Source organism: Porphyrobacter sp. MBR-155, from assembly GCF_040547625.1.
GTDB lineage: Bacteria > Pseudomonadota > Alphaproteobacteria > Sphingomonadales > Sphingomonadaceae > Erythrobacter.
The window spans coordinates 1-21,393 of record NZ_JBEPQB010000012.1 but is presented as its reverse complement, the minus strand read 5'-3'; the positions used below and the strand labels follow the sequence as shown (position 1 = coordinate 21,393).

Here is a 21,393-nt window from a genome sequence, read left to right as displayed (position 1 = left end):
GCGTTGCTTCAGAATGTCAGCGTGGCACCCGCCAATGGCCCGCTGAGATAGCCTTCAAACCGTGTCCCGCCTGATGGCCGATCAAGGTAAAGGTGGCGGTAGCCTGCTGACAGGTAGAGCGATTTTCCCGCGCGGTAATTCAGGGTCGCAACGCCTTGCCATGTGAGGTCGGAGCCCACTGCGAACCCGCCGACATCACCATAGGCCAGCAATGACAGGCGCGGCGCGATCTGGCTGTTCAGCCGGATTGCGGTGACGGGATCGACGAAGGTATCGTCCGGCGCCAGCGCGATCCCGGCAAGCGGGACGTCCACCCTGCCATCAAGGCTCCACACACGCACGCCGCCGAGCACGTCGATGGTGGTCGTATCGCTCGCCTGAAACCGCTTGCCGCCGAGCAATGAGAGCGAGCGAATCGCAACTTTTCCTGCGGCGGGAATGCCCGGCGGCACAAGGCCGTCTTTGGAACTCTTGGTGTAACTGAAATCGGTCAGCAGCACCAAATCGCCTTTGCGCGCCAGTGCTGTGGCGAAGATTGCGGCATCGAGATCTTCCAGCACCTCACCCAGTGATTTGTTGAACTCCAATGCCGGCCCGCCGGAAAAGGGAGTGAAATCCCCGCCGATCCCGGCGCCCCAGCCATAAATGGTGACTTGCCCAGACCAGTCATCATCGGTCGATTGGGCGGCAGGCTCCTGCGCTGCCAGCGGAGCGGGCAGTATTGCCAACACGGCCAGCGCGGCGATTGATGCCCGGATCACGCCAAGTTCTCCTTGAACACCCGCCCGCCCTTCATCACCAGTTTCAGGTTGCTCGCCGGATCACCGATAAAATCGAGGCTGGCTGATGGATTGCCGTCCCACACCAGCAGATCTGCCAGCGCGCCCGGCTCGATCACCCCAAGCTTGCCCGGATAGGGCGCGCGCTCGCCCGACATTGCCAGTAACTCGCCCGCCGCGCCGGTTGCCATGCGCAGGGCCTCTAACGGGGCCATGAAGCGGGTCAGCTTGGCCAGTTGCCGCCCCTGACTGGCTGAACCACCGGGGTTCATCAGGATGTCGGTGCCAAACGCCATCTTCACCCCCTCGGCGCGGCCTTGCTCGAACGCCTGCACTGTGCCGCGCGCGACCTGTTCGCCCTTGGCCTGCTGGACCGGGTCGGCTCTGGGATTGGAATCTTCATCGGACAGGAAGGGCTGGATTGACCACCATGCCCCTTCAGCCTTCATCATGCGGATGGTGGCGATGTCGGCCAACTGGCCGTGCTCGATCGACCTGACCCCGGCCCGCAGCGCCCGCTGGATGCCTTCTGGCGTGTAGACGTGCGAACAGACATAGGTGCCCCAATCCGCCGCCGCGCGCACGGCGGCACGCATTTCCTCTTCAAGGAATTGCGCGGTGTCGAGCGGGTCATACAGCGAAGTGACCCCGCCGCCCGCCATGATCTTGATCTGCGATGCGCCCTTCATCAATTGTTCGCGCGTTCGGCGCAGCACCTCGGCTTCACCATCGGCAATCGCGGCAACCCCGGTGCGTTCAGTGTAATCTGCGGGATCGCCGTCCATGCGGGGCAGGGCGTTGAGCAGGCGGAAATCGCCATGGCCCGATGTTTGCGAAATCATCGCACCCGACGGGAAGATGCGCGGGCCAGCCAGCACGCCGCGATCCACCGCCTGTTTCAACCCGAATGCCGGTCCGCCGGTGTCGCGCACAGTCGTGAAGCCGCGCATCAGGGTTGCGCCTGCTTCCTGCCCGGCGATCAGGTGGATGAAGGCGATATCCTGCGTTAGAGCGGCCAGTTGGCTGACGCTGACAAGGGTGGCGTGCCAGTGGCTATCAATCAGCCCCGGCGTAACGCTGCGCCCGCCGCAGTCGATCCGGTCTGCGTCTTGCGGCCCGGTTCCGGCATTGACGATCGCGCTGATCTTGCCACCTTCGACCACGATTTCGCGGCCCTGTTGCATCCGCAAGGTGGTGCCATCAAAATAGCTGCAATTGGTCAGAACCGTGGGCCGCCCCGGCGTCTGCGCGCGAGCGAAGCTGGGGGCTAGCCCGAACCCGGCGAACATCCCCAGCACCGCCGCCGTGCCGCCCAATGCCTGCCGCCGCGAGAGATCAGCTTCAATCCGGTCAAAGGCCGCCTGCGTTTTGGGCGCGCCGCACAGGCAGGGGTTGATCCACGCCGCCTCCGGCGTGCCATCAGCGTGTTGGTGTCCGCAACATTCCAGCCCCATCGTCACATCCCCCGATATTTCGAACCAGACCAACCTACGGAATAAAAGCCTGTTTGCAAGCCTTCATGGCGTATCCTGCGGCCCCGCAAACCCCTTGCCCCGGCTGTCGATTTGCGGATCGGGGTTGTCGTTCCACCACGCCACATCACTCCACGGGCGCACGTCGATTTCGTGCGTCCAGCAATCGCGTGGCTGGTGGGCGAGGTGCCAGTACGTTTGCGCCAGGGATGCGGGATTGATGATGCCATCGGAACCTTTCGCCGCCTTGAAGCCAGCGAAATTGTCACCCAGCAGCTTGCCCAATGTGTCAGGGGCATCAACCGCGCCATCGACCACCACGTGCGCGACATGGACACCGTGCGGGGCAAATTCGGCGTTCAATGTCTGGCACAGCATCCGCCGCCCGCCCATTGCGGCGGCGTGGCTGTGTTGTCCGGCATTGCCGCGCACTGCCGCAGTTGATGACGTGACCAGCAGCGTGCCATGCGCGCCTGTTTTCGCCCGCTCGACCATCGCCGGCAGCAGCGCGTGGGCCAGCCGGAACACGCCATAGGTGCCCAGCCGCCAACCCAGTTCAAACGTGCGGTGCGGGGTATCGGGCAGGGCGCGGGTGCCAATCTGCGCGCCGAGATTGTAGAGCGCGCAGGCAATCGGGCCGATATCGGCTTCGGTGCGCGCCACCAGTTCCTCGATCGTGCCATCGTCCGCCGCGTTGAGCAGGGTGCCGTTGGCGCTGCCGCCCGCGGCTTCGATTGCGCCAACCAACCGCGCCAGCCCGGCCTCATCAGAACGCCGCGCCAATACCGCGTGGTATCCCCCGGCGGCAAAATGCGCAGCGGCATGGCCCCCGATCCCGGCCCCTGCGCCAAGGACCAGGAATACGGGCTTGCGTGTGTCGGTCATGGTGGTTTCTCCCTCGCCTCGCTTGCACTCTATCAAGCGGGGCGAGAAAGCTCACACATATTCCAGCGCCTGCGCAAAATCGGCGATCAGATCATCGGCATCCTCGATCCCCACGCTGATCCGCACGAGATTGTCGGTAATCCCCAGCATCGCCTTGCGCGCCGCCGGAACCGACAGGTGGGTCATCGACGCCGGGTGGCTCGCCAGCGTTTCCGTCCCGCCAAGGCTGACGGCAAGTTTGGCGATTGTCAGATGATCGAGGAAGGCGAAACTTTCCGCCTCTCCGCCCTTGATGAACACCGAGAACGTGGATCCGGCGCCAAGGCAGTGACGATCATAGATATCCTGCTGGCGCGCATCATTGATCAGGCCGAGATAGCCCAGCCCTTCGACCTTGGGGTGAGATTTCAGGAAATCGCACACTTTCGTCGCGTTTTCGCCCGCGCGCTGCATCCTCAGTTCAACCGTTTCAAGGCTGCGCATCAACATCCATGCGGTGTTGGGATCAACGATCCCGCCCATCGTGTTGCGCAGCGCGCGCACCGGGTCCATCCACCGTTTCGCGCCAGCTAAACTGCCCGCAACCAGATCCGAATGGCCGCCGACATATTTGGTCAGCGAATAGGCGACAATATCCGCGCCATGATCCAGCGGGCGCTGCCACAACGGGCCGAGGAAGGTGTTGTCGATCGCAATGGGCGTGCCTGTAAGTGCGTGGTCGCGCGCAGCGGCGACGGCTTCGATGTCGACGAGCGCGTTGGTGGGATTGGCGGGGCTTTCAAGGTAGATCATCGCCACCTTGCCGCCTTGCGCTTCGGCCTGCGCCTTGGCCTTGGCCAGCACCGTGTCCAGTTCAGCGCGGGTCGCCCCGGCGGGAAAATCAATATAGGTGACGCCAAACCGGCTCAGCACCTTGGCGACAAAGCCTTCGGATGCGGCATAGAGCGGCCCGGAATGCACGATCACGTCGTTCTGGCTGGCATAGGCCATCAACAGGATGCAGATCGCCGTCATCCCGCTGCTGAAGGCGAGCGCGTCTTCGGCCCCATCCCAAATGGCGAGCCGGCCTTCGAGGATTTCCTGATTGGGGCCGTTGAACCGCGAATAGACTAGGCCTTCCGCGCCGCCTTCACGCAGGCCGGTGATGCCTTCGAAATGGCGCTTGCCCGCAGCGGCGCTTTCAAACGCGAAGGTCGAGGTAAGGAAGATCGGGGCTTTCAGCGATCCTTCGGACAGCACCGGATCATAACCGTGGCCCATCATCAGGGTGGATGGCTTTAACGCGCGCCCGCCGATGGACTTGATGCCGGGTTTGGGTTTGCGGCGCGGGGTGGGGATATTGGTCGCATCGACAGCGTCGGTCATGTGCAGATTGCCCTTCCTAGACATACGCTCCCAGGAAGGCGGGAGCTGGTCGCAATGGGCAGGGCACCCGTTCCTAACCTCCGCAGGAACGCCTCTCCGCAGCCAGTGCTCAATCGCCAACCGAATATCGCGCGCCGACCAGCGTTGCAAGCGCAGCGGCGGTGGTTTCAGACAGGCGAATCAATATTCAGACAAGCGCTGCAATTCCCCACACCACACCCACGATCAGCACGATGCCTGCCAGATCCAGCAGTGCGCCCGCTGTCACCATCCGTTCGATCCTGATGCGTCCCGTGGCCCAGGCGATCGCGTTGGGGCCAGTGCCTGCGGGCAGCATGAAGCCCCAGCTGGCCGCCAGCGCGGCGGGCAGGGCGAGCAGCACCGGATCAGCCCCCAACGCTACCACCAGCGCGGCGACCACTGGCACGATCCCGGTGGCGGTCGCGACATTGCTGGCAAATTCGGTCACCACGATCACCAATGCAACCACCGCCAGCGCGACCAGCAACAGCGGCCAATGTTCGAGCGGCAGCAGCGCCTGCCCGACCCAATCAGCCAGCCCCGATGCCTGCATTCCGCCCGCCAACGCCAACCCGCCGCCGAACATGAAGATCACGCTCCACGGCGCGCGGTCGGCCTCTTTCCACACCAGCAGCGGGCGGCCCGTGCCATCGGGGATCAGGAACAGCGCAAGGCTGGCGATCACCGCGATGGTGCCATCGGTCCATGATCCGGCGGGCAGCAGCGGCGCGACCAACGGCTGCGTGACCCACCCGATGAAGGTGACAAACACCAGCGGCACCAGCCGTTTTTCCGGCGCGGCCCATGCGGCGTGACTGTCAATCGCGGCGCGGGCGGCGGCGATGTCGAACGGGTGGTCGGCCACGCGCTGCACCCGGCCGATGATCCACGCGGCCAGCGGAATGCCCAGCACAACCACCGGCACGCCGTACATCGACCATTCGATAAAGCTGATCCGCACCCCAGCAATGCTATCCAGCAGGCCCACCGCAATCGCATTGGTGGGCGATCCGACGATCGTGCCAAGCCCGCCGATGCTGGCCGCAAAAGCAATGCCCATCGGCAGTGCGCCCGCGATGCCGTCCTGCGGCGGCGGCGCATCGTTAGAGGCGACGCTCCCGCCCCCCTGCAACACCGCCAGCGCCATCGGCATCATGATCAGCGCGGTCGAGGTGTTGGAAATCAGCATCGACAGCAGCGCTGCGGAAATCATGAAGGCCAGCAGCAATGTCCCCGCGCCGCCGCGCCCGCCTACCGCGCGCAGGATCGCAAGGCTCAACCGGCGGTGCAGCCCGGTGCGTTCAATCGCCAGCGCGATGAACGCCCCGCCCAACAGCAGGAACAGGATCGGCGAATAATAGGTGCTGGCCGTGGCCTGAGCATCGGCGACGCCCGACAAGGGCAACACCACGAACGGCAGCAGCGCGGTGACAGCCAGCGGCACCGCCTCGGTCATCCACCAGGCAGCCATCCACACCACCAGACCGGCAACCAGCCACGCCCCCGGCGCCATCCCCGCAGGCGGCAGCAGCAGCGCGGTGAGCGCGAATGCAGCAGGCCCGAGCAAAAGGCCGATCCGGCGTGCGGTCATGGCTTGGCGTTCCGATCCACGCGCTCCAGCTAGCACCGAGTATGGTAAGCGCACCAGAGCGGACTGCGTTAAATCTTACACACGCAGCCTGCCCTGACCCTAGTAGGGAGAGACAACTTTAAACCCGCTCTCGCCTACGGCGTCATCATCAGGACGCGGCGATCGTGGTGCTGAACTATCCATCGCACCGTCCGCTTTACCCATGGTATTCGACACCTGCTGAAACGTGTCCTCGCGGGCGGCCATGTCGCAGCCCTGTTCCTTGAGGTGCCCGTCAATCGAAAAGATGCCCAAGGGGTTCTCAATAAAGCCGCCGTCTTCGGCCAGCATGTCAGCGTGAACCGCATCGCAATGGTCGCCCCACCCTGGGGAGCCAATCAAATCAAGCGTGTCCCCAATCGCGTTCTTGAACAGTCCAAGCGTAATGCCTTCAGAGCGGAATGCGGGGGACGTACGTGAATCCGGTGCGTCTCCGCGCGCGACCTCAGCCTTGACCCATGACCCCCGGAGCCAGCCCGGTTCGACCCGCGCGGTCATGGTCATGGTCACGAGGTCGCCACTCATCACCTTCCATTCCACGAAGTCGCGCGAACGTACCATCCGGAATTCCGGCAATATGCCCCCTGCGGCCTCAGCCGTGGTTCCCGGCTCGCCAGGCTGTTTGCGGATGTCGAGCGTGGCCAGTGCTTCCAGCACGTCGTCTGGCGAATGGTCGCTCGACACAGGGGCATTCACGAACTTGTGCAAGGCGACATAGGCGAGCGCGATAAAGAGCAAGGCATAGCCAATGCGCTGGATAATTTTCACGATCCCATCCCCTTTCAAACCTTACCCCTTAATCATTGAGTTTCATTAAGATTTGGTTCGAATTTGCGGGATGTCATTTGCTTTGGGGGCATTGCCTCAGTGACCACGGAGGGTCGCCAAACAAGAAGGGCGCGGAACTTTTCGGTTCCGCGCCCTTGCTGTGTTGTCGTAACTTGCTGCGGCCTATTTCGGCGCCAGCACCATCAGCATCTGGCGACCTTCCAGTCGCGGGAAGGCTTCGACCTTGGCGACTTCGGCCACGTCTTCCTGCACCTTTTTCAGCAGATCCATGCCAAGATGCTGGTGCGCCATTTCACGCCCGCGAAACCGCAGGGTGATCTTCACCTTGTCGCCGTTTTCGATGAACTTGGTGACGTTGCGCATCTTCACGTCATAATCATGCGTGTCGATGTTCGGGCGCATCTTCACTTCCTTGATATCCTGCGTCTTCTGCGTCTTGCGCGCCAGATTGGCTTTCTTCTGCGCTTCATAGCGGAATTTACCGACATCAAGGTATTTGCACACCGGCGGGTCCGCGTTGGGGGACACTTCGACGAGGTTCAGACCTTTCTCGTTGGCCTGCTCAATCGCTTCGCGGGTGAACATCACGCCAAGGTTTTCGCCTTCGTCATCGATGACGCGGACCTTGGGGACATTGATCATGGTATCAAACCGAGGGCCGCTTTTTACGGGCGGGGCCATCGAGCGCCGGGGTGGACGTGATATGGGGTGTTCTCCTGTGGTTGCTTACGTATCAGCGCGCTCCTTAGTGCGAAACGAAGGCGAGCGCTAGGTGGAGTCTTGCGGTGCCTAAAGCTGCACGCCCCACGAGAGCTTGGGGAAGGCGAACAGGCCGAAGCCTGCTGCCCGCGGCATCACATAATGCGCGATGCAGACGAACAAGGTGAGAAGCGCCGAGAACATTACAACAGAGAAAAGGCTTAACCCGGCGAGTTCCAACGTTAACGGCTTGCCGTCGCTGACCAGTACGAAAGTGAAAAAGCCAACCGCCATCATGCACCCGAGCACCAGCGCTGACGGCCAGACCATCGCAAACGGGTACTTGTCGCCATAGATTTGACCGACAGTTGGCGCAGCAAGGAAGTACATCCAGACAGTCATGAAGCTGGCCAGCATCAGCCCGGGCACTGATGCTTCGAGCGTCGATTCCCCGGCGGTGCCGCTGACACGCGCGATGATAACGGGGCTCAATATCGCAACGAAGATGACCCCATGCCAAATGGTGAGCGTGCCGAGGCCGTAGCGGAGCGGTGCGAACTCTATCATGCCCCCGCCTGCCACAGCGCAAACCGCGCAATCCGGCCCTTGGCGGGCATCAGCGCCTCGATCCGGTTCGCGGGTTGCAGCGCGGCGCGGATTTCGGGTGCGGCGGCGTCCATCCCTCCGGTGAGCGTGCCGAAGGCAGGGAGGATCATCCGCTCGGCCCCGGTGGTGCTGCGGCCCACGACCGCGCAAGGGCGGGCAATATGGCGATTGCGGACATTCACCCGCAGTTTGGGGTGGTAGTGGCCGGACAATTCAGGCGCAGTCTCGCCCGCGCGGGCTTCGTGGCGCAGCTTGATCCCGCCAACCTCCAGTTCGTCCACAATCGTCCCGCCAAAGCCTTTGGGCAACTGTTCGTCATGGTTGCCGGTGATCCAGACCCATTCGAGCGCGCGGGTCAGCGCCTCCAGCATTCCGGTGCAATGCGCGTCCAGCCGCAATGCGCCCGCATCATCGTGGAAATTGTCCCCCAGCGTTATCACCCGCCGCGCGCCCGTTATCCGCACCGCGTCCGCCAGCCGTTCGAGCGTATCGCGGCTGTCATAGGGGGGCAGCATCTGTCCGGTTTTCGCAAACCAGCTCGCCTTTTCCAGATGCAGGTCAGCCACCAGCAGCGTGCGCTCGGCTGGCCAGTATAGAGCGCGCGCGGGGCCGAGCAACATTTCGTGACCGGCGAACGGGAAGGGCGCGAACATAGCGGGAACCATGGATTTCCTTTGCTGACTTTCTTTCGGCCCGCAACAAAAACCGTTCATGCTACGCTTGTCGAAGCAATGTCTTTTTGTCTAACCCGCCCTCTCGGGAGAAGGACGGCCCTTCGACACGCTCTGGGTGAACGGGATTTATGGATTGGTCTGACAAGACAGCGCGCGCGCGGGCGTGGTTCGAAAGCTTGCGCGATTCGATCTGCGCCGAGTTCGAGGCGATCGAACGCGAGGCCGGATCGGACGCCAGCTTCACCTACACGCCCTGGAGCCGCGAAGAAGACGGCAACCCCGATCCCGGCGGCGGGGTGCAGGGGTTGATGAAAGGCCGCGTGTTCGAAAAGGTCGGGGTCAATGTCTCGACCGTGCGCGGCAGCTTTGCCAAAGAGTTTGCCGGTTCAATCAACGGCGCGAGTGCGGAAGAACCGGGGTTTGTCGCCACCGGCATCAGTCTGGTGGCGCACATGGCCAACCCGCACGTGCCTGCCGTCCACATGAACACCCGGTTCCTGACTACAACCAAGGCATGGTTCGGCGGCGGCGCGGATTTGAACCCGCCGATCCCTTACGCAGCAGACACGGCGGAATTCCACGCCGCGATGCAGGCCGCCTGCGATCCGCATAACCCGACCTATTACGAACGGTATAAAAAGTGGGCGGACGAATATTTCTTCATCCCCCATCGGCAGGTGCATCGCGGGGTCGGCGGGATTTTCTACGACCACCTCGAATGCGCCGATGATGCGGCGTTCGATCGCAATTTTGCCTTCACACAGGATGTTGGCAAGGCGTTCCTCGCCATCTTCCCGGCGCTGGTGCGCAAACGCATGGGGAGCAAGTTCACGCCGGAGGATGAGGCCCGTCAGCTCGAATACCGGGGCCGCTATGCCGAATTCAATCTGGTCTATGATCGCGGCACGATCTTCGGCCTGAAAACCGGCGGCAACATCGACGCAATCCTGATGAGCCTGCCGCCCAGAGCCACGTGGTCATAACGCGCGACGTGGAGTTAGGCGGAGCCGCGCAAACGCTCCAGACCATCCCAGCGCGTCGGCACCGGCGGCCTTTGTCGCGGATCGGCAATGTCGAGTTGCTTGAGGGTATAGTTCAGCTTGCCGAAGTTGCAGAGCGCACAGCAGATGACGACATTATTCTCGTCCGAGCGCCCGCCGTGACTGTGTGGGATCACATGATCGTACTGGAGCCAAAAGCATGAGAATGCCGCGTGTTGTTGCTCCGGCGCGCTGCTCGTCCACGGGACAGCCTCGGGATAAAGTCCGTTAACGAGCTTGCGGATGTCGGCATCGATTACCGGGATGCCGCAGTATCGGCAACGATACCCGTCACGCGCAAGCACTGCCTGTTTGGTCGCTTTTTTCGGCGCACGGACGGGATCGAGTTCTGACTTCGGCAACTTGCTGATGTCATTTTCCGGCTTCGGAATGCGAATGTTCAGGCTGGGCCTCTGCCAGTCCGCCCAAGCCCAGTCGTAAACAGCGGGCATATCGGCCTTGGCAAACAGCGTCGCTGCGGCGACCACATCACCGTTAAGATGCGCGTCGGCTGCGGCAGATAGCAGATACCAAGCCTCGAAAATCTCCGGGATCGGCTCCCTGATCGACAAGCGGGAGGGTTCGCTGCTGACTATATTCACGGTCTGTCTCGCTCCAACTGAAGAGTGCTTGGCTTCATAGCATCATCTCACCCAACCACCACCACCCGCTGCCGGAACCAATCGGCGAGTTCGTCTTCGCTGAGTTCCCCTGCAGCAAGGGCGATCACTGTGTTGGTCGCTTCGACCTTGTCGAATGTGATTTCGACCGCGTTAGCGAGCAGGAACAGGCGCGCCATGATCCATGCCGTGCGTTTGTTGCCGTCAACGAAAGGATGGTTGCGGGCAATGCCGAAAGCGTAGGCTGCGGCAAGCTGGGCCAGTTCATCCTCACCATAATTCCAGCGATTGATCGGTCGGGCCAGCGCCGATTCCAGCGCGCCAGCATCGCGCAGGCCTACGCCGCCGCCATGCTCGGCAAGCTGGCGGTCGTGGACGGCATAGGCAATGCGGCTGTCTAGCCAAACCGGCTCGGCGCGGGGGTCAGTCATCAGGCGGGGCGCTTACTTTGCCAGCACCTTGAGGATATCGCGATCCTCGCGCATGATCTGTTCGGCAAGGCCCATCTGCCGCTCGAAATCGGGATCATAGGGCGTCAGATGCCAGCCTTCGGGCGACTGGGTCAGGTGGATCGTATCGCCCACCTCGGCGCGCAGCTGCGCCAGCACCTCTTTGGTGAGGATCACGGCAGCCGAGTTGCCGATCTTCGTAATCTTGAGCGTCGTGTTCATACGTGCGTTATAACACTTCTCGCATTGCACTGCAATATCGCGCTTGCTCCGTTTGGCCCCCGCGCCCATATCCGTCCGCTATGCTGCGCCAATACGAACTCGTTGAGAAGGTCCTCGATTACGACCCTGACGCCGATGAGGCGATGCTCAACCGCGCCTATGTCTATACCGTGCAGAAACACGGCACCCAGAAACGCGCGAGCGGCGATCCCTATTTCAGCCACCCGGTCGAAGTGGCGGGGTTAATGACTGACCTCAAGCTCGATCAGGCGACCATCATCACCGCGCTGCTGCATGATACGGTGGAAGACACGCTCGCCACGATTGAGGATATCGAGGCGCATTTCGGGCCCGAAGTCGCGCGGCTGGTCGACGGAGTGACCAAACTCTCCAAGATCGAGGCGATGCCCGAGAATGAACGCGCGGCGGAAAACCTGCGCAAGTTCCTGCTCGCCATGTCCGAAGATATCCGCGTGCTGCTGGTCAAGCTGGCTGACCGGCTGCACAATATGCGCACACTGCATTTCATCAAATCGCCCGAAAAGCGCCAGCGCATCGCGCGTGAGACGATGGATATCTACGCCCCGCTGGCCGAGCGCGTGGGGATGTATGAATATATGCGCGAAATGCAGGCGCTGGCGTTTCGCGAACTGGAGCCCGAAGGCTACGCCACCATCAACACCCGGCTGGAACAATTGCGCAGTCAGGACGGCGGGCAGGTTGATGCGATCGCGCTCAAGATCAAGCAACGCCTTGCCGAAGCCGGGTTGAAGGTTGAGGTTTCGGGCCGCGAAAAGCACCCCTTTTCAATCTGGCACAAAATGGCCGAACGCCATGTCAGCTTTGAACAGGTCACGGACATCATGGCCTTCCGCGTGCTGACCGAAACCGAGGAGGACTGTTACTGCGCATTGGGGGTGCTGCACACCACCTGGCAGGCCTTGCCGGGCAAGTTCAAGGATTACATCTCGACCCCGAAAACCAATGGCTATCGCAGCATCCACACCGCGTTGATGTACGAAAATTCGATGCGGGTCGAAGTGCAGATCCGCACCCGCGAAATGCACCGCCGCAACGAATTCGGGCTGGCGGCGCACTGGGCCTATAAACAGGATGGCAAGGCCGATGGGCAGGTTGCCTGGCTGCGCGATCTGATCGAGATTGTCGAACAAAGCCATGATGCCGAAGAACTGCTCGAACACACGCGGCTGGCGGTTTATCAGGATCGTATCTTTGCCTTCACCCCTAAAGGCGCGCTGTTCCAGCTGCCCAAGGGCGCGACCGCGGTGGATTTTGCCTTCGCCGTCCACACCAATCTGGGGCTGGCGACGGCGGGGGTGAAGATCAACGGGCGGCATATGCCGCTGCGCACTGCGCTCAATAATGGCGATGTGGTGGAGATCATCAAGAACCCGCACGCCGCGCCGCAACTGTCATGGCTGGGGTTTGTCGTAACCGGCAAGGCGCGCGCGTCTATTCGTCGTTCGGTGCGGCTGAAGGAACGCGCCGAGGTGGCGGCGATCGGATCGAAACTGTTCGATGAAATCGCGATCCGCGTTCCGGCCCGGATCGGCAAAAAAGCCATCCGCGCCGCGATTGAACGGCTCGGCATGGATGAGCCTGATGACCTGATGTATGCGATCGGTGCGGCCAAGCTGTCCGACCGCGAGGTGATGGAAGCGCTGGTGCCCGGCTGCACCGCCGGGATCGAGGCAGATGAACACTGGACGCGGCGCGAACGCGCGATCTCGATCCGCGGCCTGACCCCCGGTGTCGCGTTTGAACTGGCGGATTGCTGTCATCCGGTGCCGGGGGACCGCATCGTCGGTATCCGCCGCAAGGGTGAAACCGTGCTGGTCCACGCCATCGACTGCCTTGAGCTGGCCAGCGGGGTGGATAGCGACTGGATCGATCTGGCGTGGGGCAGCCGTTCGGTCGGCGCGTTGGGGCAATTGTCAGTGACACTGTACGACCGGCCCGGAACGCTGGCGGAAATGGCGGGGATTTTCGCGCAGAACAAGGCCAACGTGACTAGTCTGGCGCAAAGCCAGCTGGATCATCCCTTCACCACCTATGACATTGAAATCGAGGTGCAGGACGTGGCGCATTTAAACCGCATCCTCTCCGCCCTCAGGGCAAGCGATGCGGTGGCGCAGGCGGAACGGCAGTGATGGCGATCATCGGGCTGGATCACGTACAACTCGCGATCCCGCAAGGGGGCGAGCCGCAGGCGCGCGCGTTTTATTCCGGGCTGCTGGGCATGGCCGAAGTGCCCAAGCCAGCCAACCTTTCGGCGAGCGGCTGCTGGTTCACGAGCGGCGCGGTGCAAGTGCATATCGGCGTCGACCCCGATTTTCGCCCAGCCAAAAAGGCGCACCCCGCGCTGCTGGTGGATGACCTTGCGGGTTTGCGCGCGCGGCTGACGGCGGCGGGCTGCGTGACCCGCGATGACAAGCCGGTGGCAGGCTATCTGCGGTTCTTTACCGAAGACCCCTTCGGCAACCGGATCGAGTTGATGCAGCGGGTGTAATTGGTTGTCTGCCCCCCTCCCTTGAGGGAGGGGTTGGGGGTGGGTGCACCACGCCAGCGACAACCGCCGTACACCCCCACCCGGCCTCCCCCTCAAGGGGGGAGGAGAAGAAGGGCTCAGCCGCCGTCAACCATCCGCCGCACCGGCACGCGGATGTTGCAGATGTCCGCGCCGCCAGCAGGCACGATAAAGAACGGATCGCGGCGGTTGGCGATGGCTTTGGCGTAGGTCGCGAAGGTGCCGCTATCCGTCGAGAGGTATTCGAAGCTTGGTTGCTCGGACGGGGCGAGATCACTCGCCACCCGCACCGTCAGGATCGGCGTGCGCTTGGCGGCTTCCTCGGCGGTGTAGAACCCCAGCGCCCCCGACCCGCGCGGCAGGCTGGAGAGGTGCTGCATCCCCTCGATCACCCGGCCCACCAGCGCGATGTTGCGATCAAGGTGGCGCGGCGCATGGCCGATCACGGTATAAAGCTCTGCGCCAGAGCCCGTGTCCGGCGAGTAGTTCCGCCCCACGCCGACCATGCCGTAGCAGTGGACGGGCCAAGCAGTTCCTTGAAGGCCATGTCTGCCATTGTCGACGGCGTCCACAGAAATTGGCCAACCCTTCCAGATCGCGGTCATCTGCCCATATGGATCAGCATCATATGAGATGGCCTTCGCAACAAATGGAAACGGCATCGCTTCGGGTGCAGGTGCATAGAGGTCAAAATTTGTTGGGGAACCTCGCAAGAAGAACCAGCCAAGATCGGCCGCATAATCGCTCTCCCCCATCACCTTCAGCCCCTTCGGCAAGGGCTTCGCCTCACCCGTCGCTTCGGGGTTGTCGTAATTGGGATCGCCCCATTGGGTGACGTAATTGTCCTGGACCCGGTTGACCGAGATCCCGTCATACCACCCGGCGCGCGCGAACAGGCGGATATTATGCACCCAGCCCTGGCTGAATGGCGCAGGCATCAACTGGATCACCACCTGCCGTGGCTTGCCCTCGCTATCTGGCGAGAGGGTCATCACCAGCAGATCCTCCGCCGCAATCGCCACCCAGTCGGCGGCTGGCGCAGCGGCGACGATCTCGGACGGGGCACGAGCTCCCTTCGGCTCTTCCTGAGCGGAAGCGGGCAGGGCAAGGGCGAAGGCTGCGGTCGCAGCAAGAAGCAATGTTCGCATAAGCATAGTGGTGCCACTACGCGCCTTGCGAAGCAATCCATTCGCGGCTAGTGGCGCGTGCTCTTGTCCTAGTGGGCAATCGGAGCGGTGGCCGAGTGGTCGAAGGCGCACGCCTGGAAAGTGTGTATAGGTCAAAAGCCTATCGTGGGTTCGAATCCCACCCGCTCCGCCACCGGGCTTTCCAATCCGGTCCAATCCCCGCCAAGTTCCATCGCAAGCCCTTTACAATACATGGTTTTGGCGTCCAAGCTTTTCCAGCCCAATCCCCCTCTAGCCAGATACATGTCGGGGTAAATTGGGGGTAACAACTTTAGCAATTGGGGGTATTGGATGCTTACGGACAAGGCGGTTCGCGCTGCAGCACCAAAGGACAAGGCCTATAAGGTATCCGACAGAGGCGGGCTCTTTCTGCACATTTCGCCAAAGAATCACAAGTCATGGCGCTTCAAGTACCGACAGGAGGGCAAGGAACAGCTGCTTACCATCGGTGTCTATCCTGAGGTTTCGCTCGCCGAGGCTCGGGAAAAGCGCAACGATGCCCGCAAGCTGCTGCGGGAAGGCCGTGATCCTCGCATTGCTGCCAAGCGTGCGAAGCTTGTGGGCGGCAGCGGGACCTTTCAGACCTTTGAGCAGGCCGCCCGTGAATGGCACACAGTCCAGAAGCCAAAGTGGAAACCGGTTCACGCCAATGACGTGATCACCAGCCTTGAACGGGACATTTTCCCGCACTTGGGCACGATGCCGATGGACGTTATCGATAAACCACTGCTGCTTTCGGTGTTGAAGAAGATCGAGGGGCGGGGCTCAATCGAGACGGCTCGGCGGGTGAAACAGCGGGTCGCTTCCATCTATCGCTATGTGAATGCGCATGGGGCTGGCCTCGAGAACCCGGCCAACGACATCAATGACGCGCTAGCACCCCTGCCGCCCTCCAAGCGCTATCCGGCGCTGCTGGACGTGGACGCCATCAAACGAATGCTCGGAGATGTCGACCGGGCGGGCGCTTCCCCTGTCACTAGGCTTGCAGGTCGGTTCCTCGCGCTTACAGCCCAGCGCCCCGGCATGGTGCGACACTTGGAATGGGGCGAGGTCAGGGGCGTTGATTGGGGGAACCCGTCAGCCGATATCAGTGAGGCGCTTTGGACGGTTCCTGCCGACAAGATCAAACAGGAGCTGCACCTGCGCAGCGACGAGGCGTTCGACCACAAAATCCCACTATCGTCGCAAGCTGTCCAAACACTGCGTGTCGTTCGCCTGCTTACTGGCCGTGCACCCTACGTCTTTCCCAATGCCCGTGCAGGCACCTCGGCGATGACGGAGAATGCGATCGGTTACCTCTACAACCGCGAAGGCTACAAGGGTAAGCATGTTCCGCATGGCTGGCGCTCTAGCTTTTCGACCATCATGAATGAACAGGCCGAACGCGAACTGGGCGCTGACGTGCGGTTGCTTGCCGATCGCCTGATCATCGATTTGATGCTGGCGCATACGCCCGCTGGCATGAGCGCCACCGAACTGCGTTACAACCGGGCGCGATACATGGAACGTCGGCGCGAGCTGGCACAACGATGGGCGAACATGATCATGGAGGATGCGCTGCCCGCCAATGAGATACTCGACAGCCCCCGCCGCAAACCGCGCTAGCTTCTCGATCTCCGGCCCTGGGCAGCTTTCTCTTCGACCCACGCCATCACTTCGCTTTTGCGCCAGACGGCCTTACCGCCAAGCATGATGTTGTCCGGAAAGCCGTCATCTCTGATTTTGGCGTAAATCGAACTTCGTCCAAGCTTCACCAGTGCTTCAACCTCAGGGCGTGTAAGCAGCTCATCGCTGATCGAGAGGGACTGCGATAAGCTGACGCCCGCATCGTTTTCGATGCTTCGCCCCTTAGGTTCAAGAGCATCCTTCACCCGGCGAGCAGCCACCGCCCGTGCGGCGCGTAGCTGTGGATCAAGGGCCGCTTCCAGGTCGCGATCGCTCAGGCGGCCGGGCGGGTCCAAACCAGCGAGCCAATCGTCAAAATCAGCGCTGTCGACCAAGATGCGGTGTGTAAGCGGCGCCTCGTGATTGGCCCAATCGTGAAGGTTGAAAGCACCGGTGGCCATCCTCGGCAAAGGATCGTCGATCTCCCACATGCTTGCCATGATCGGGACAACTTCGCCGCCGCCTAACGGCCGCGCGAAGGTAGCGACCCTTTCCCGTAAGAACTGCGCCGTCAAAAATGCGGCATCCATAGTTACCAGATGGCGGCAGGCGTCGTTCTCGCCCTCGTCTTCAGGCGCCGCAAAAATCTCAGGAAGCTCGTGCGGATTGAACCCTTGTTCGACACGGACCAGGTCGCCGAAGGCTTTGGCCAAGGCTATGCGACCCGCTGATGCGGTCAAGGCTTGTTCAAGGTAGGGCGACCACGGCGCGATTACTGTCATTCTAACCTTTGGCGATGTTGAGGCGATGAGTCGCTTATCGTCACAGATGGCGTCCGCATTCAAGAGGTTGCCATAATTGCCCTGCTAGTGGACGGCGGCTTTGATTTTTTCAGCGCGGCGGCCTTGCGAGCAAGATTCCCTCACGCTGCGGAGCCGCAGGCGCGCAAAGCACACTATTAACGACTGCCTCTTGGGTCTATCCTGATCAGCAGCGAGGCCTCCGATTACATCGTACCCGACTTGCTCGTGCAGACCCTTTTCGCCGCGCCCATGGCACCGCTGGCGGACAAAGGGAATGATGCCGATCGCCCTCTGAGAGGGCCTGCTCATACGTGGCGTCCTGCCCGATTATCCAACCACGCTCGAACTGAAAGGTGCCAGAGCGTCCCGACTATCGCCATTTCCGTCGATTGCATGATCAGTAAGCTCAAGCAACAGCGTCAGCTCGACTCATGCTACGGCAAGATCATTCTCTTTCGAGAGCTTTCTTATCCTTGCAGCCCCTCGCTATGGCTGAAGACTTTTGTCAGAACGGCCCAGTAACAGCGAATATTAATCAAACTTTTCAGCGATGGGTTGGTCGTGCCGTTTGAGGCCAACTCCAACTACCGACGCCTCGCTAAACCGCGGACCCATGTTCTCCCGCACAAGCGGATATTCGCCAGAAAAAGGTATGTCGCCGCATCGAGACTATCGCTGCCTTCAGTCAGGCCCCCATTGTGCAGGAATGAAGGCTTCGTCACGCCCCTCTTCGATAGCCTCTATTACGACTTCCATGAGCTTGCGACCAAAGGCGAGTTGAGCGTCGGCAATGGCGTTCATCTTTTCCGCCATCACGTTCTTGCCTTCGAGAAGCCCTATGAGGCAAAGGCCGAGGTGCTTTCCGGGATCGACTCGGTCCCACCATTGCAGAAAACCTGTCTGCAACTGCGCAGATCCAAATGTATGCTTGATTAAACGGACCCGCCTCGTTGGGGCTAGGTGTACAGACAAAATCACAGCATTCTTTTGGCTCGGATGCTTAACGGCGGCCACGTCAACTACACTTTCAAGATAAGCAGCAGGCCCAAGAGAAGCGATAATTCTATCAAGAGCTTCATGTTCGCCCTGCTCGGCTAACGCCCGCCAATCTCCCCATAAGTGTTGCTGCTCGCCGATCACGACGGCGGCGGAGAGAAATTTCTCCAATTCAAACGTCCGGATTGTGTAGAATAATTCTTCACTTCCATCATCGCATCTTCCGACGAAGTAAATTCGATACTCATCTGCTTCATCATATCGCCAGAAGCAATTACCCGTGGCCTGTTTGATCATAAGATTCTCCAGTTGATGTTCGACAAATTCACATATCACCGCTAGAAATAATAGATTATAATAGACCTCATAAAAAATTTATCAAGTGGTCAATCAAAGTTCCGAAAGTAGTAACTCTATTTGGATCAGGATCATAAGGAATCACCATGTAATGGCACAAGGGTCTCAGCTCGAAGGTAAAGCAATCAGAAAATGATCTGTTCGCTTCTCTTACTGGCGCCTGAAGCATCAATGGAATTATGTTAAGAGAATATCGAATCCCTGCATGCCGATATCTGGCCTCCCGCAGCCCAAGGGCGCTACCATTGCATGCCCGACGCGAGGGCGGCGGTGTACAAACGTACAATTTCTGATTTCGCTATGCTTGGGTTTCCGGCCGTCATCTTCGCCGTGCTGGCAAGATCCAGCGAATGCATTGTCACTTCAACGCCTGAGACCTTGGGCCTGATAAACAGGTGAGATTGTGAGCTCATCCCAAAGTCGCGGTGGATTTTGCCAGCGTCGCCTCCAACGCGCTGAATTACGAAGTCGGCATCGGAGGGGTTCTTGACGAAATCGAAGTCCGGGTGGCGCGTAGGCGGGCGCTGCGTATTTCGCTTTACGTCCCTTCTGGCCCATATCTGGAAAACCGTCGGGACGTGTTTGCGTTTCCCGCAAAACCAGAACGCATTATGCGGAACGGGCGCTTCGGCCACGAGATGTAAGTGAGGGTCCAGGCGCCGCTGGACAGACATCTTCTGGAAGGTTGCAGGCACGATGAATGCAATCAGCTCTGCTTTCAGCGCAGCATGATTAAAGAATCGGATCGCCAGGCTGCTGTTTTTACCAAAAGGCGGGTTTCCAACGACTCCGAGCTTTCCGGTCTCAGGAAGTTCCGCCTTCAAAAAATCTGCCTCGATAATTCCGGGCGCTTTTGGATCAAGATCGTAGGCAAGGCTGCCCGGTGGAAGCAACCTCGAGAAAGACCCCGTCCCAGCGCTCGGCTCGATGAACTGAAACTCATTGAGGTCGAATTTACTCCTTAGAAAATCATATAGAACGCCTGCTACGTTAGAGTCAGTATAGAACTGATCAAGCAGGCGTTCTTTTGGTGGCTGTTTGAGATGTTGGTCCATCTACCAGCTTGTAGGTAGGCTGTCGAAAAATCCCAAATCTCTTCAAAAAAGAACTTTTCATTTTTAAAAATATGAGTTCAAATCTAATGTGACATCGTGAGGGAATAGAAGGGACTGCGTATTGCCGATCTAGATCAATTCGATGCAATACACTCATGCCGAAAAAAATGCCATACCGTCTGGTCAACGAGCAAACCTACTCAAAGAAGTTTGCACCTAAAATCCATCATTGCATTGATATTCGAATCAATAAACAACGATACCGCGTGTACAGTGATTTTTACAGACGAGTTTTCGGTGCGTTCACTTAATGTTCAGGCAAGTTTGTGATCTACCTATTCCTGAAAGAATAGGAGCATAGTTTATGAGTGATGATGTAAACGCCAGCCAAAACTCCGATAATAGTCCGGTTGCAGTAGTCACTGAAAACATTAGTCGCTATAACAAGCGCAAGTCACGTCGCCCACTTACTGCTCGAGGGCGCGAGGCCAGATACGATAAGTATCTGGCTGATAGAAACGGCAACAGCCGAATTGACCCTTGCGAGCCCAGTCTGGTCGGCTTGACTTGCGGCGCGATTGACACTGCCGTTAGGTTGATGAAACGAAGTCAACGGAGCGGGCAAAGGCCATCGCTAAGGCGCATCGTCGGTAAGGTTTCAAAATTTTGTAACCTCACGTCAGCCCAAGAAGAGTTGCTCCGGAAATGGCTGTTCTGGCTTATCGATCGACCTTGGGTTCTTCATGAGCGTGGCCGCTCGCCGGTGGTCGAGTGGGTACAATCGCAGCCACTAGTCAGTGATGTCTGGACCAGCGATCTCGCTGCATCTTGGTGCTCCAAAATCGATGGAGAAGTCAGGGCGGCCAAGAACGGTCAGAAGGCAAGTCAGCCGGTTTCATCATCATCGGGCCAGTCAGACGTCCGGGCTGCTAAGGCCGAAAGTCAGCCTCGCAGGGCCGAGCCAGGGGCGCCGTCGCCGGCCGGTTCTGCGTTCCCGCCGGCTCATCCCCGCCCAATCGGCGATCAATCGGCGCGCCTGGGTTCCTCGTTACAGACTGACGGCTCACCGACATTGCCAGCAGCGCCAGCTCAAGGCGGCGGCGAGCCTGTTCAATCTGTCAAACCGGACCCGGCTGCAGTTTCAGCAGCGCCAGGCCATCCGCCTTCAGTGCGTCCGCCTGCGTCGCCGACGATAGCGCATGGCTCTCTACGTTCAGGTGGCAGACGAGAAATGTTTGAAGGGAAGACAATAATAATCCCAGAGTTGGATGCCTTCCTTTTCAAGTCAGGTGCCTACAAAGCCAATGCATTTCTCAATGCGTTAAAACCGAATGGCTTCAACGAACAGACCCTTAGCGCTGCTATAAAGGCTCTCCTTCATAATAAAGAAGAACTAAATGAATTTCGTGGGCGCGGCGCGAAGCAAAGAGAATTTATCGATTATATCTTCACCCAGATTGGAGTGAAGATACCATGAAACTTTCCATAAAAGTGGGCCTAGTGGATTGACCGGAACGAAAGAGTCCATTTAGGGATTCCCAGAGGCTTGCCGACGTGCGATTCAGGGAGGATGCGCGATGGTATCACTTTC

General features: G+C 60.1%; 21 protein-coding genes and 1 tRNA gene. 6 read left to right on the top strand and 16 right to left on the bottom strand.

From position 1 onward, the window contains the following. Window positions 1-8: 8 nt before the first annotated feature. The 9 genes from ABIE62_RS12660 to pdeM all read right to left on the bottom strand — a co-directional run bounded on the left by ABIE62_RS12660 (window position 9) and on the right by pdeM (window position 8,911). Complete coding sequence (locus tag ABIE62_RS12660; RefSeq protein WP_354326538.1) at window positions 9-761, bottom strand: hypothetical protein; 753 nt, start codon at window positions 759-761, stop codon at window positions 9-11. Continuing rightward, a complete protein-coding gene (locus ABIE62_RS12655) occupies window positions 758-2,266 on the bottom strand; it encodes a metal-dependent hydrolase family protein (protein ID WP_354326536.1) in 1,509 nt (502 codons plus the stop codon). The genes ABIE62_RS12660 and ABIE62_RS12655 overlap by 4 nt, the downstream gene beginning before the upstream one ends. Window positions 2,267-2,296: 30 nt before the next feature. Next, window positions 2,297-3,136, bottom strand: coding sequence for an SDR family NAD(P)-dependent oxidoreductase (locus tag ABIE62_RS12650; RefSeq protein ID WP_354326534.1), 840 nt, complete (start codon window positions 3,134-3,136; stop codon window positions 2,297-2,299). Window positions 3,137-3,187: 51 nt separating this feature from the next. Beyond that, window positions 3,188-4,501, bottom strand: coding sequence for a cystathionine gamma-synthase family protein (locus ABIE62_RS12645; RefSeq protein ID WP_354326533.1), 1,314 nt, complete (start codon window positions 4,499-4,501; stop codon window positions 3,188-3,190). A gap of 187 nt (window positions 4,502-4,688) precedes the next feature. Continuing rightward, on the bottom strand, window positions 4,689-6,113 hold the full coding sequence (locus ABIE62_RS12640) for an SLC13 family permease (RefSeq protein ID WP_354326532.1): 1,425 nt from the start codon (window positions 6,111-6,113) through the stop codon (window positions 4,689-4,691). 99 nt (window positions 6,114-6,212) lie between these two features. Then, window positions 6,213-6,920, bottom strand: coding sequence for a hypothetical protein (locus ABIE62_RS12635; RefSeq protein WP_354326531.1), 708 nt, complete (start codon window positions 6,918-6,920; stop codon window positions 6,213-6,215). Window positions 6,921-7,103: 183 nt separating this feature from the next. Beyond that, a complete protein-coding gene (gene infC / locus ABIE62_RS12630; protein WP_354326529.1) occupies window positions 7,104-7,622 on the bottom strand; it encodes a translation initiation factor IF-3 in 519 nt (172 codons plus the stop codon). A 108-nt stretch (window positions 7,623-7,730) separates the two neighbouring features. Beyond that, complete coding sequence (locus ABIE62_RS12625; protein WP_354326527.1) at window positions 7,731-8,207, bottom strand: hypothetical protein; 477 nt, start codon at window positions 8,205-8,207, stop codon at window positions 7,731-7,733. Next, window positions 8,204-8,911: a ligase-associated DNA damage response endonuclease PdeM gene (pdeM, locus tag ABIE62_RS12620; protein WP_454184820.1), complete on the bottom strand. Its 708-nt coding sequence runs from the start codon at window positions 8,909-8,911 to the stop codon at window positions 8,204-8,206. The genes ABIE62_RS12625 and pdeM overlap by 4 nt, the downstream gene beginning before the upstream one ends. 137 nt (window positions 8,912-9,048) lie before the next feature. Here pdeM and hemF point away from each other — a divergent pair, with 137 nt between their 5' ends. Further along, the gene (gene hemF / locus ABIE62_RS12615; RefSeq protein WP_354326526.1) at window positions 9,049-9,903 is read left to right on the top strand and encodes an oxygen-dependent coproporphyrinogen oxidase; all 855 of its coding nucleotides are present in this window, start codon (window positions 9,049-9,051) and stop codon (window positions 9,901-9,903) included. Window positions 9,904-9,917: 14 nt separating this feature from the next. Here the strand turns inward: hemF and ABIE62_RS12610 are convergent, their stop codons facing one another. From ABIE62_RS12610 to ABIE62_RS12600, 3 genes are read right to left on the bottom strand one after another with little or no spacing between them, the layout of a single operon-like run. Further along, on the bottom strand, window positions 9,918-10,562 hold the full coding sequence (locus ABIE62_RS12610; protein ID WP_354326524.1) for an HNH endonuclease: 645 nt from the start codon (window positions 10,560-10,562) through the stop codon (window positions 9,918-9,920). 47 nt (window positions 10,563-10,609) lie between these two features. Then, window positions 10,610-11,011 (bottom strand): type II toxin-antitoxin system death-on-curing family toxin, encoded by a 402-nt coding sequence (locus tag ABIE62_RS12605; RefSeq protein ID WP_354326523.1) that lies wholly within the window; start codon window positions 11,009-11,011, stop codon window positions 10,610-10,612. A gap of 12 nt (window positions 11,012-11,023) precedes the next feature. Beyond that, window positions 11,024-11,251, bottom strand: a complete 228-nt coding sequence (locus tag ABIE62_RS12600) for an AbrB/MazE/SpoVT family DNA-binding domain-containing protein (RefSeq protein ID WP_354326520.1) — start codon at window positions 11,249-11,251, stop codon at window positions 11,024-11,026. 80 nt (window positions 11,252-11,331) lie between these two features. Between ABIE62_RS12600 and ABIE62_RS12595 the strand changes: the two genes are divergently transcribed. Beyond that, entirely contained in the window at window positions 11,332-13,422 is a 2,091-nt protein-coding gene (locus tag ABIE62_RS12595) for a RelA/SpoT family protein (protein WP_354326519.1), read from the top strand. Continuing rightward, entirely contained in the window at window positions 13,422-13,781 is a 360-nt protein-coding gene (locus ABIE62_RS12590) for a VOC family protein (RefSeq protein WP_354326703.1), read from the top strand. The genes ABIE62_RS12595 and ABIE62_RS12590 overlap by 1 nt, the downstream gene beginning before the upstream one ends. A 116-nt stretch (window positions 13,782-13,897) precedes the next feature. On the opposite strand, the gene ABIE62_RS12585 is transcribed toward ABIE62_RS12590, so the two are convergent. Next, the gene (locus ABIE62_RS12585) at window positions 13,898-14,947 is read right to left on the bottom strand and encodes a peptidylprolyl isomerase (RefSeq protein WP_354326516.1); all 1,050 of its coding nucleotides are present in this window, start codon (window positions 14,945-14,947) and stop codon (window positions 13,898-13,900) included. Window positions 14,948-15,028: 81 nt separating this feature from the next. Between ABIE62_RS12585 and ABIE62_RS12580 the strand changes: the two genes are divergently transcribed. Beyond that, window positions 15,029-15,119, top strand: a tRNA-Ser gene (locus ABIE62_RS12580). A 158-nt stretch (window positions 15,120-15,277) separates the two neighbouring features. After that, window positions 15,278-16,591 (top strand): tyrosine-type recombinase/integrase, encoded by a 1,314-nt coding sequence (locus ABIE62_RS12575; protein ID WP_354326514.1) that lies wholly within the window; start codon window positions 15,278-15,280, stop codon window positions 16,589-16,591. Here ABIE62_RS12575 and ABIE62_RS12570 read toward each other — a convergent pair. The 3 genes from ABIE62_RS12570 to ABIE62_RS12560 form a co-directional block, all read right to left on the bottom strand. Continuing rightward, entirely contained in the window at window positions 16,588-17,304 is a 717-nt protein-coding gene (locus ABIE62_RS12570; RefSeq protein ID WP_354326512.1) for a helix-turn-helix transcriptional regulator, read from the bottom strand. The two genes, ABIE62_RS12575 and ABIE62_RS12570, sit on opposite strands and share 4 nt — an antisense overlap. 771 nt (window positions 17,305-18,075) lie before the next feature. Then, on the bottom strand, window positions 18,076-18,687 hold the full coding sequence (locus tag ABIE62_RS12565) for a hypothetical protein (RefSeq protein ID WP_354326510.1): 612 nt from the start codon (window positions 18,685-18,687) through the stop codon (window positions 18,076-18,078). A 299-nt stretch (window positions 18,688-18,986) separates the two neighbouring features. Further along, complete coding sequence (locus ABIE62_RS12560; protein WP_354326508.1) at window positions 18,987-19,802, bottom strand: SAM-dependent methyltransferase; 816 nt, start codon at window positions 19,800-19,802, stop codon at window positions 18,987-18,989. Window positions 19,803-20,166: 364 nt separating this feature from the next. Here ABIE62_RS12560 and ABIE62_RS12555 point away from each other — a divergent pair, with 364 nt between their 5' ends. After that, window positions 20,167-21,279, top strand: coding sequence for a hypothetical protein (locus tag ABIE62_RS12555; RefSeq protein WP_354326506.1), 1,113 nt, complete (start codon window positions 20,167-20,169; stop codon window positions 21,277-21,279). Window positions 21,280-21,393: the final 114 nt, after the last annotated feature.

Bases quoted from the DNA above. Each gene is read 5' to 3' on its own strand.
- ABIE62_RS12650 (WP_354326534.1), bottom strand. From the start codon at position 3,136: ATGACCGACACACGCAAGCCCGTATTCCTGGTCCTTGGCGCAGGGGCC.
- ABIE62_RS12645 (WP_354326533.1), bottom strand. From the start codon at position 4,501: ATGACCGACGCTGTCGATGCGACCAATATCCCCACCCCGCGCCGCAAA.
- ABIE62_RS12640 (WP_354326532.1), bottom strand. From the start codon at position 6,113: ATGACCGCACGCCGGATCGGCCTTTTGCTCGGGCCTGCTGCATTCGCG.
- infC (WP_354326529.1), bottom strand. From the start codon at position 7,622: ATGGCCCCGCCCGTAAAAAGCGGCCCTCGGTTTGATACCATGATCAAT.
- ABIE62_RS12625 (WP_354326527.1), bottom strand. From the start codon at position 8,207: ATGATAGAGTTCGCACCGCTCCGCTACGGCCTCGGCACGCTCACCATT.
- pdeM (WP_454184820.1), bottom strand. From the start codon at position 8,911: ATGGTTCCCGCTATGTTCGCGCCCTTCCCGTTCGCCGGTCACGAAATG.
- hemF (WP_354326526.1), top strand. From the start codon at position 9,049: ATGGATTGGTCTGACAAGACAGCGCGCGCGCGGGCGTGGTTCGAAAGC.
- ABIE62_RS12605 (WP_354326523.1), bottom strand. From the start codon at position 11,011: ATGACTGACCCCCGCGCCGAGCCGGTTTGGCTAGACAGCCGCATTGCC.
- ABIE62_RS12600 (WP_354326520.1), bottom strand. From the start codon at position 11,251: ATGAACACGACGCTCAAGATTACGAAGATCGGCAACTCGGCTGCCGTG.
- ABIE62_RS12595 (WP_354326519.1), top strand. From the start codon at position 11,332: ATGCTGCGCCAATACGAACTCGTTGAGAAGGTCCTCGATTACGACCCT.
- ABIE62_RS12590 (WP_354326703.1), top strand. From the start codon at position 13,422: ATGGCGATCATCGGGCTGGATCACGTACAACTCGCGATCCCGCAAGGG.
- ABIE62_RS12585 (WP_354326516.1), bottom strand. From the start codon at position 14,947: ATGCGAACATTGCTTCTTGCTGCGACCGCAGCCTTCGCCCTTGCCCTG.
- ABIE62_RS12575 (WP_354326514.1), top strand. From the start codon at position 15,278: ATGCTTACGGACAAGGCGGTTCGCGCTGCAGCACCAAAGGACAAGGCC.
- ABIE62_RS12565 (WP_354326510.1), bottom strand. From the start codon at position 18,687: ATGATCAAACAGGCCACGGGTAATTGCTTCTGGCGATATGATGAAGCA.
- ABIE62_RS12560 (WP_354326508.1), bottom strand. From the start codon at position 19,802: ATGGACCAACATCTCAAACAGCCACCAAAAGAACGCCTGCTTGATCAG.
- ABIE62_RS12555 (WP_354326506.1), top strand. From the start codon at position 20,167: ATGAGTGATGATGTAAACGCCAGCCAAAACTCCGATAATAGTCCGGTT.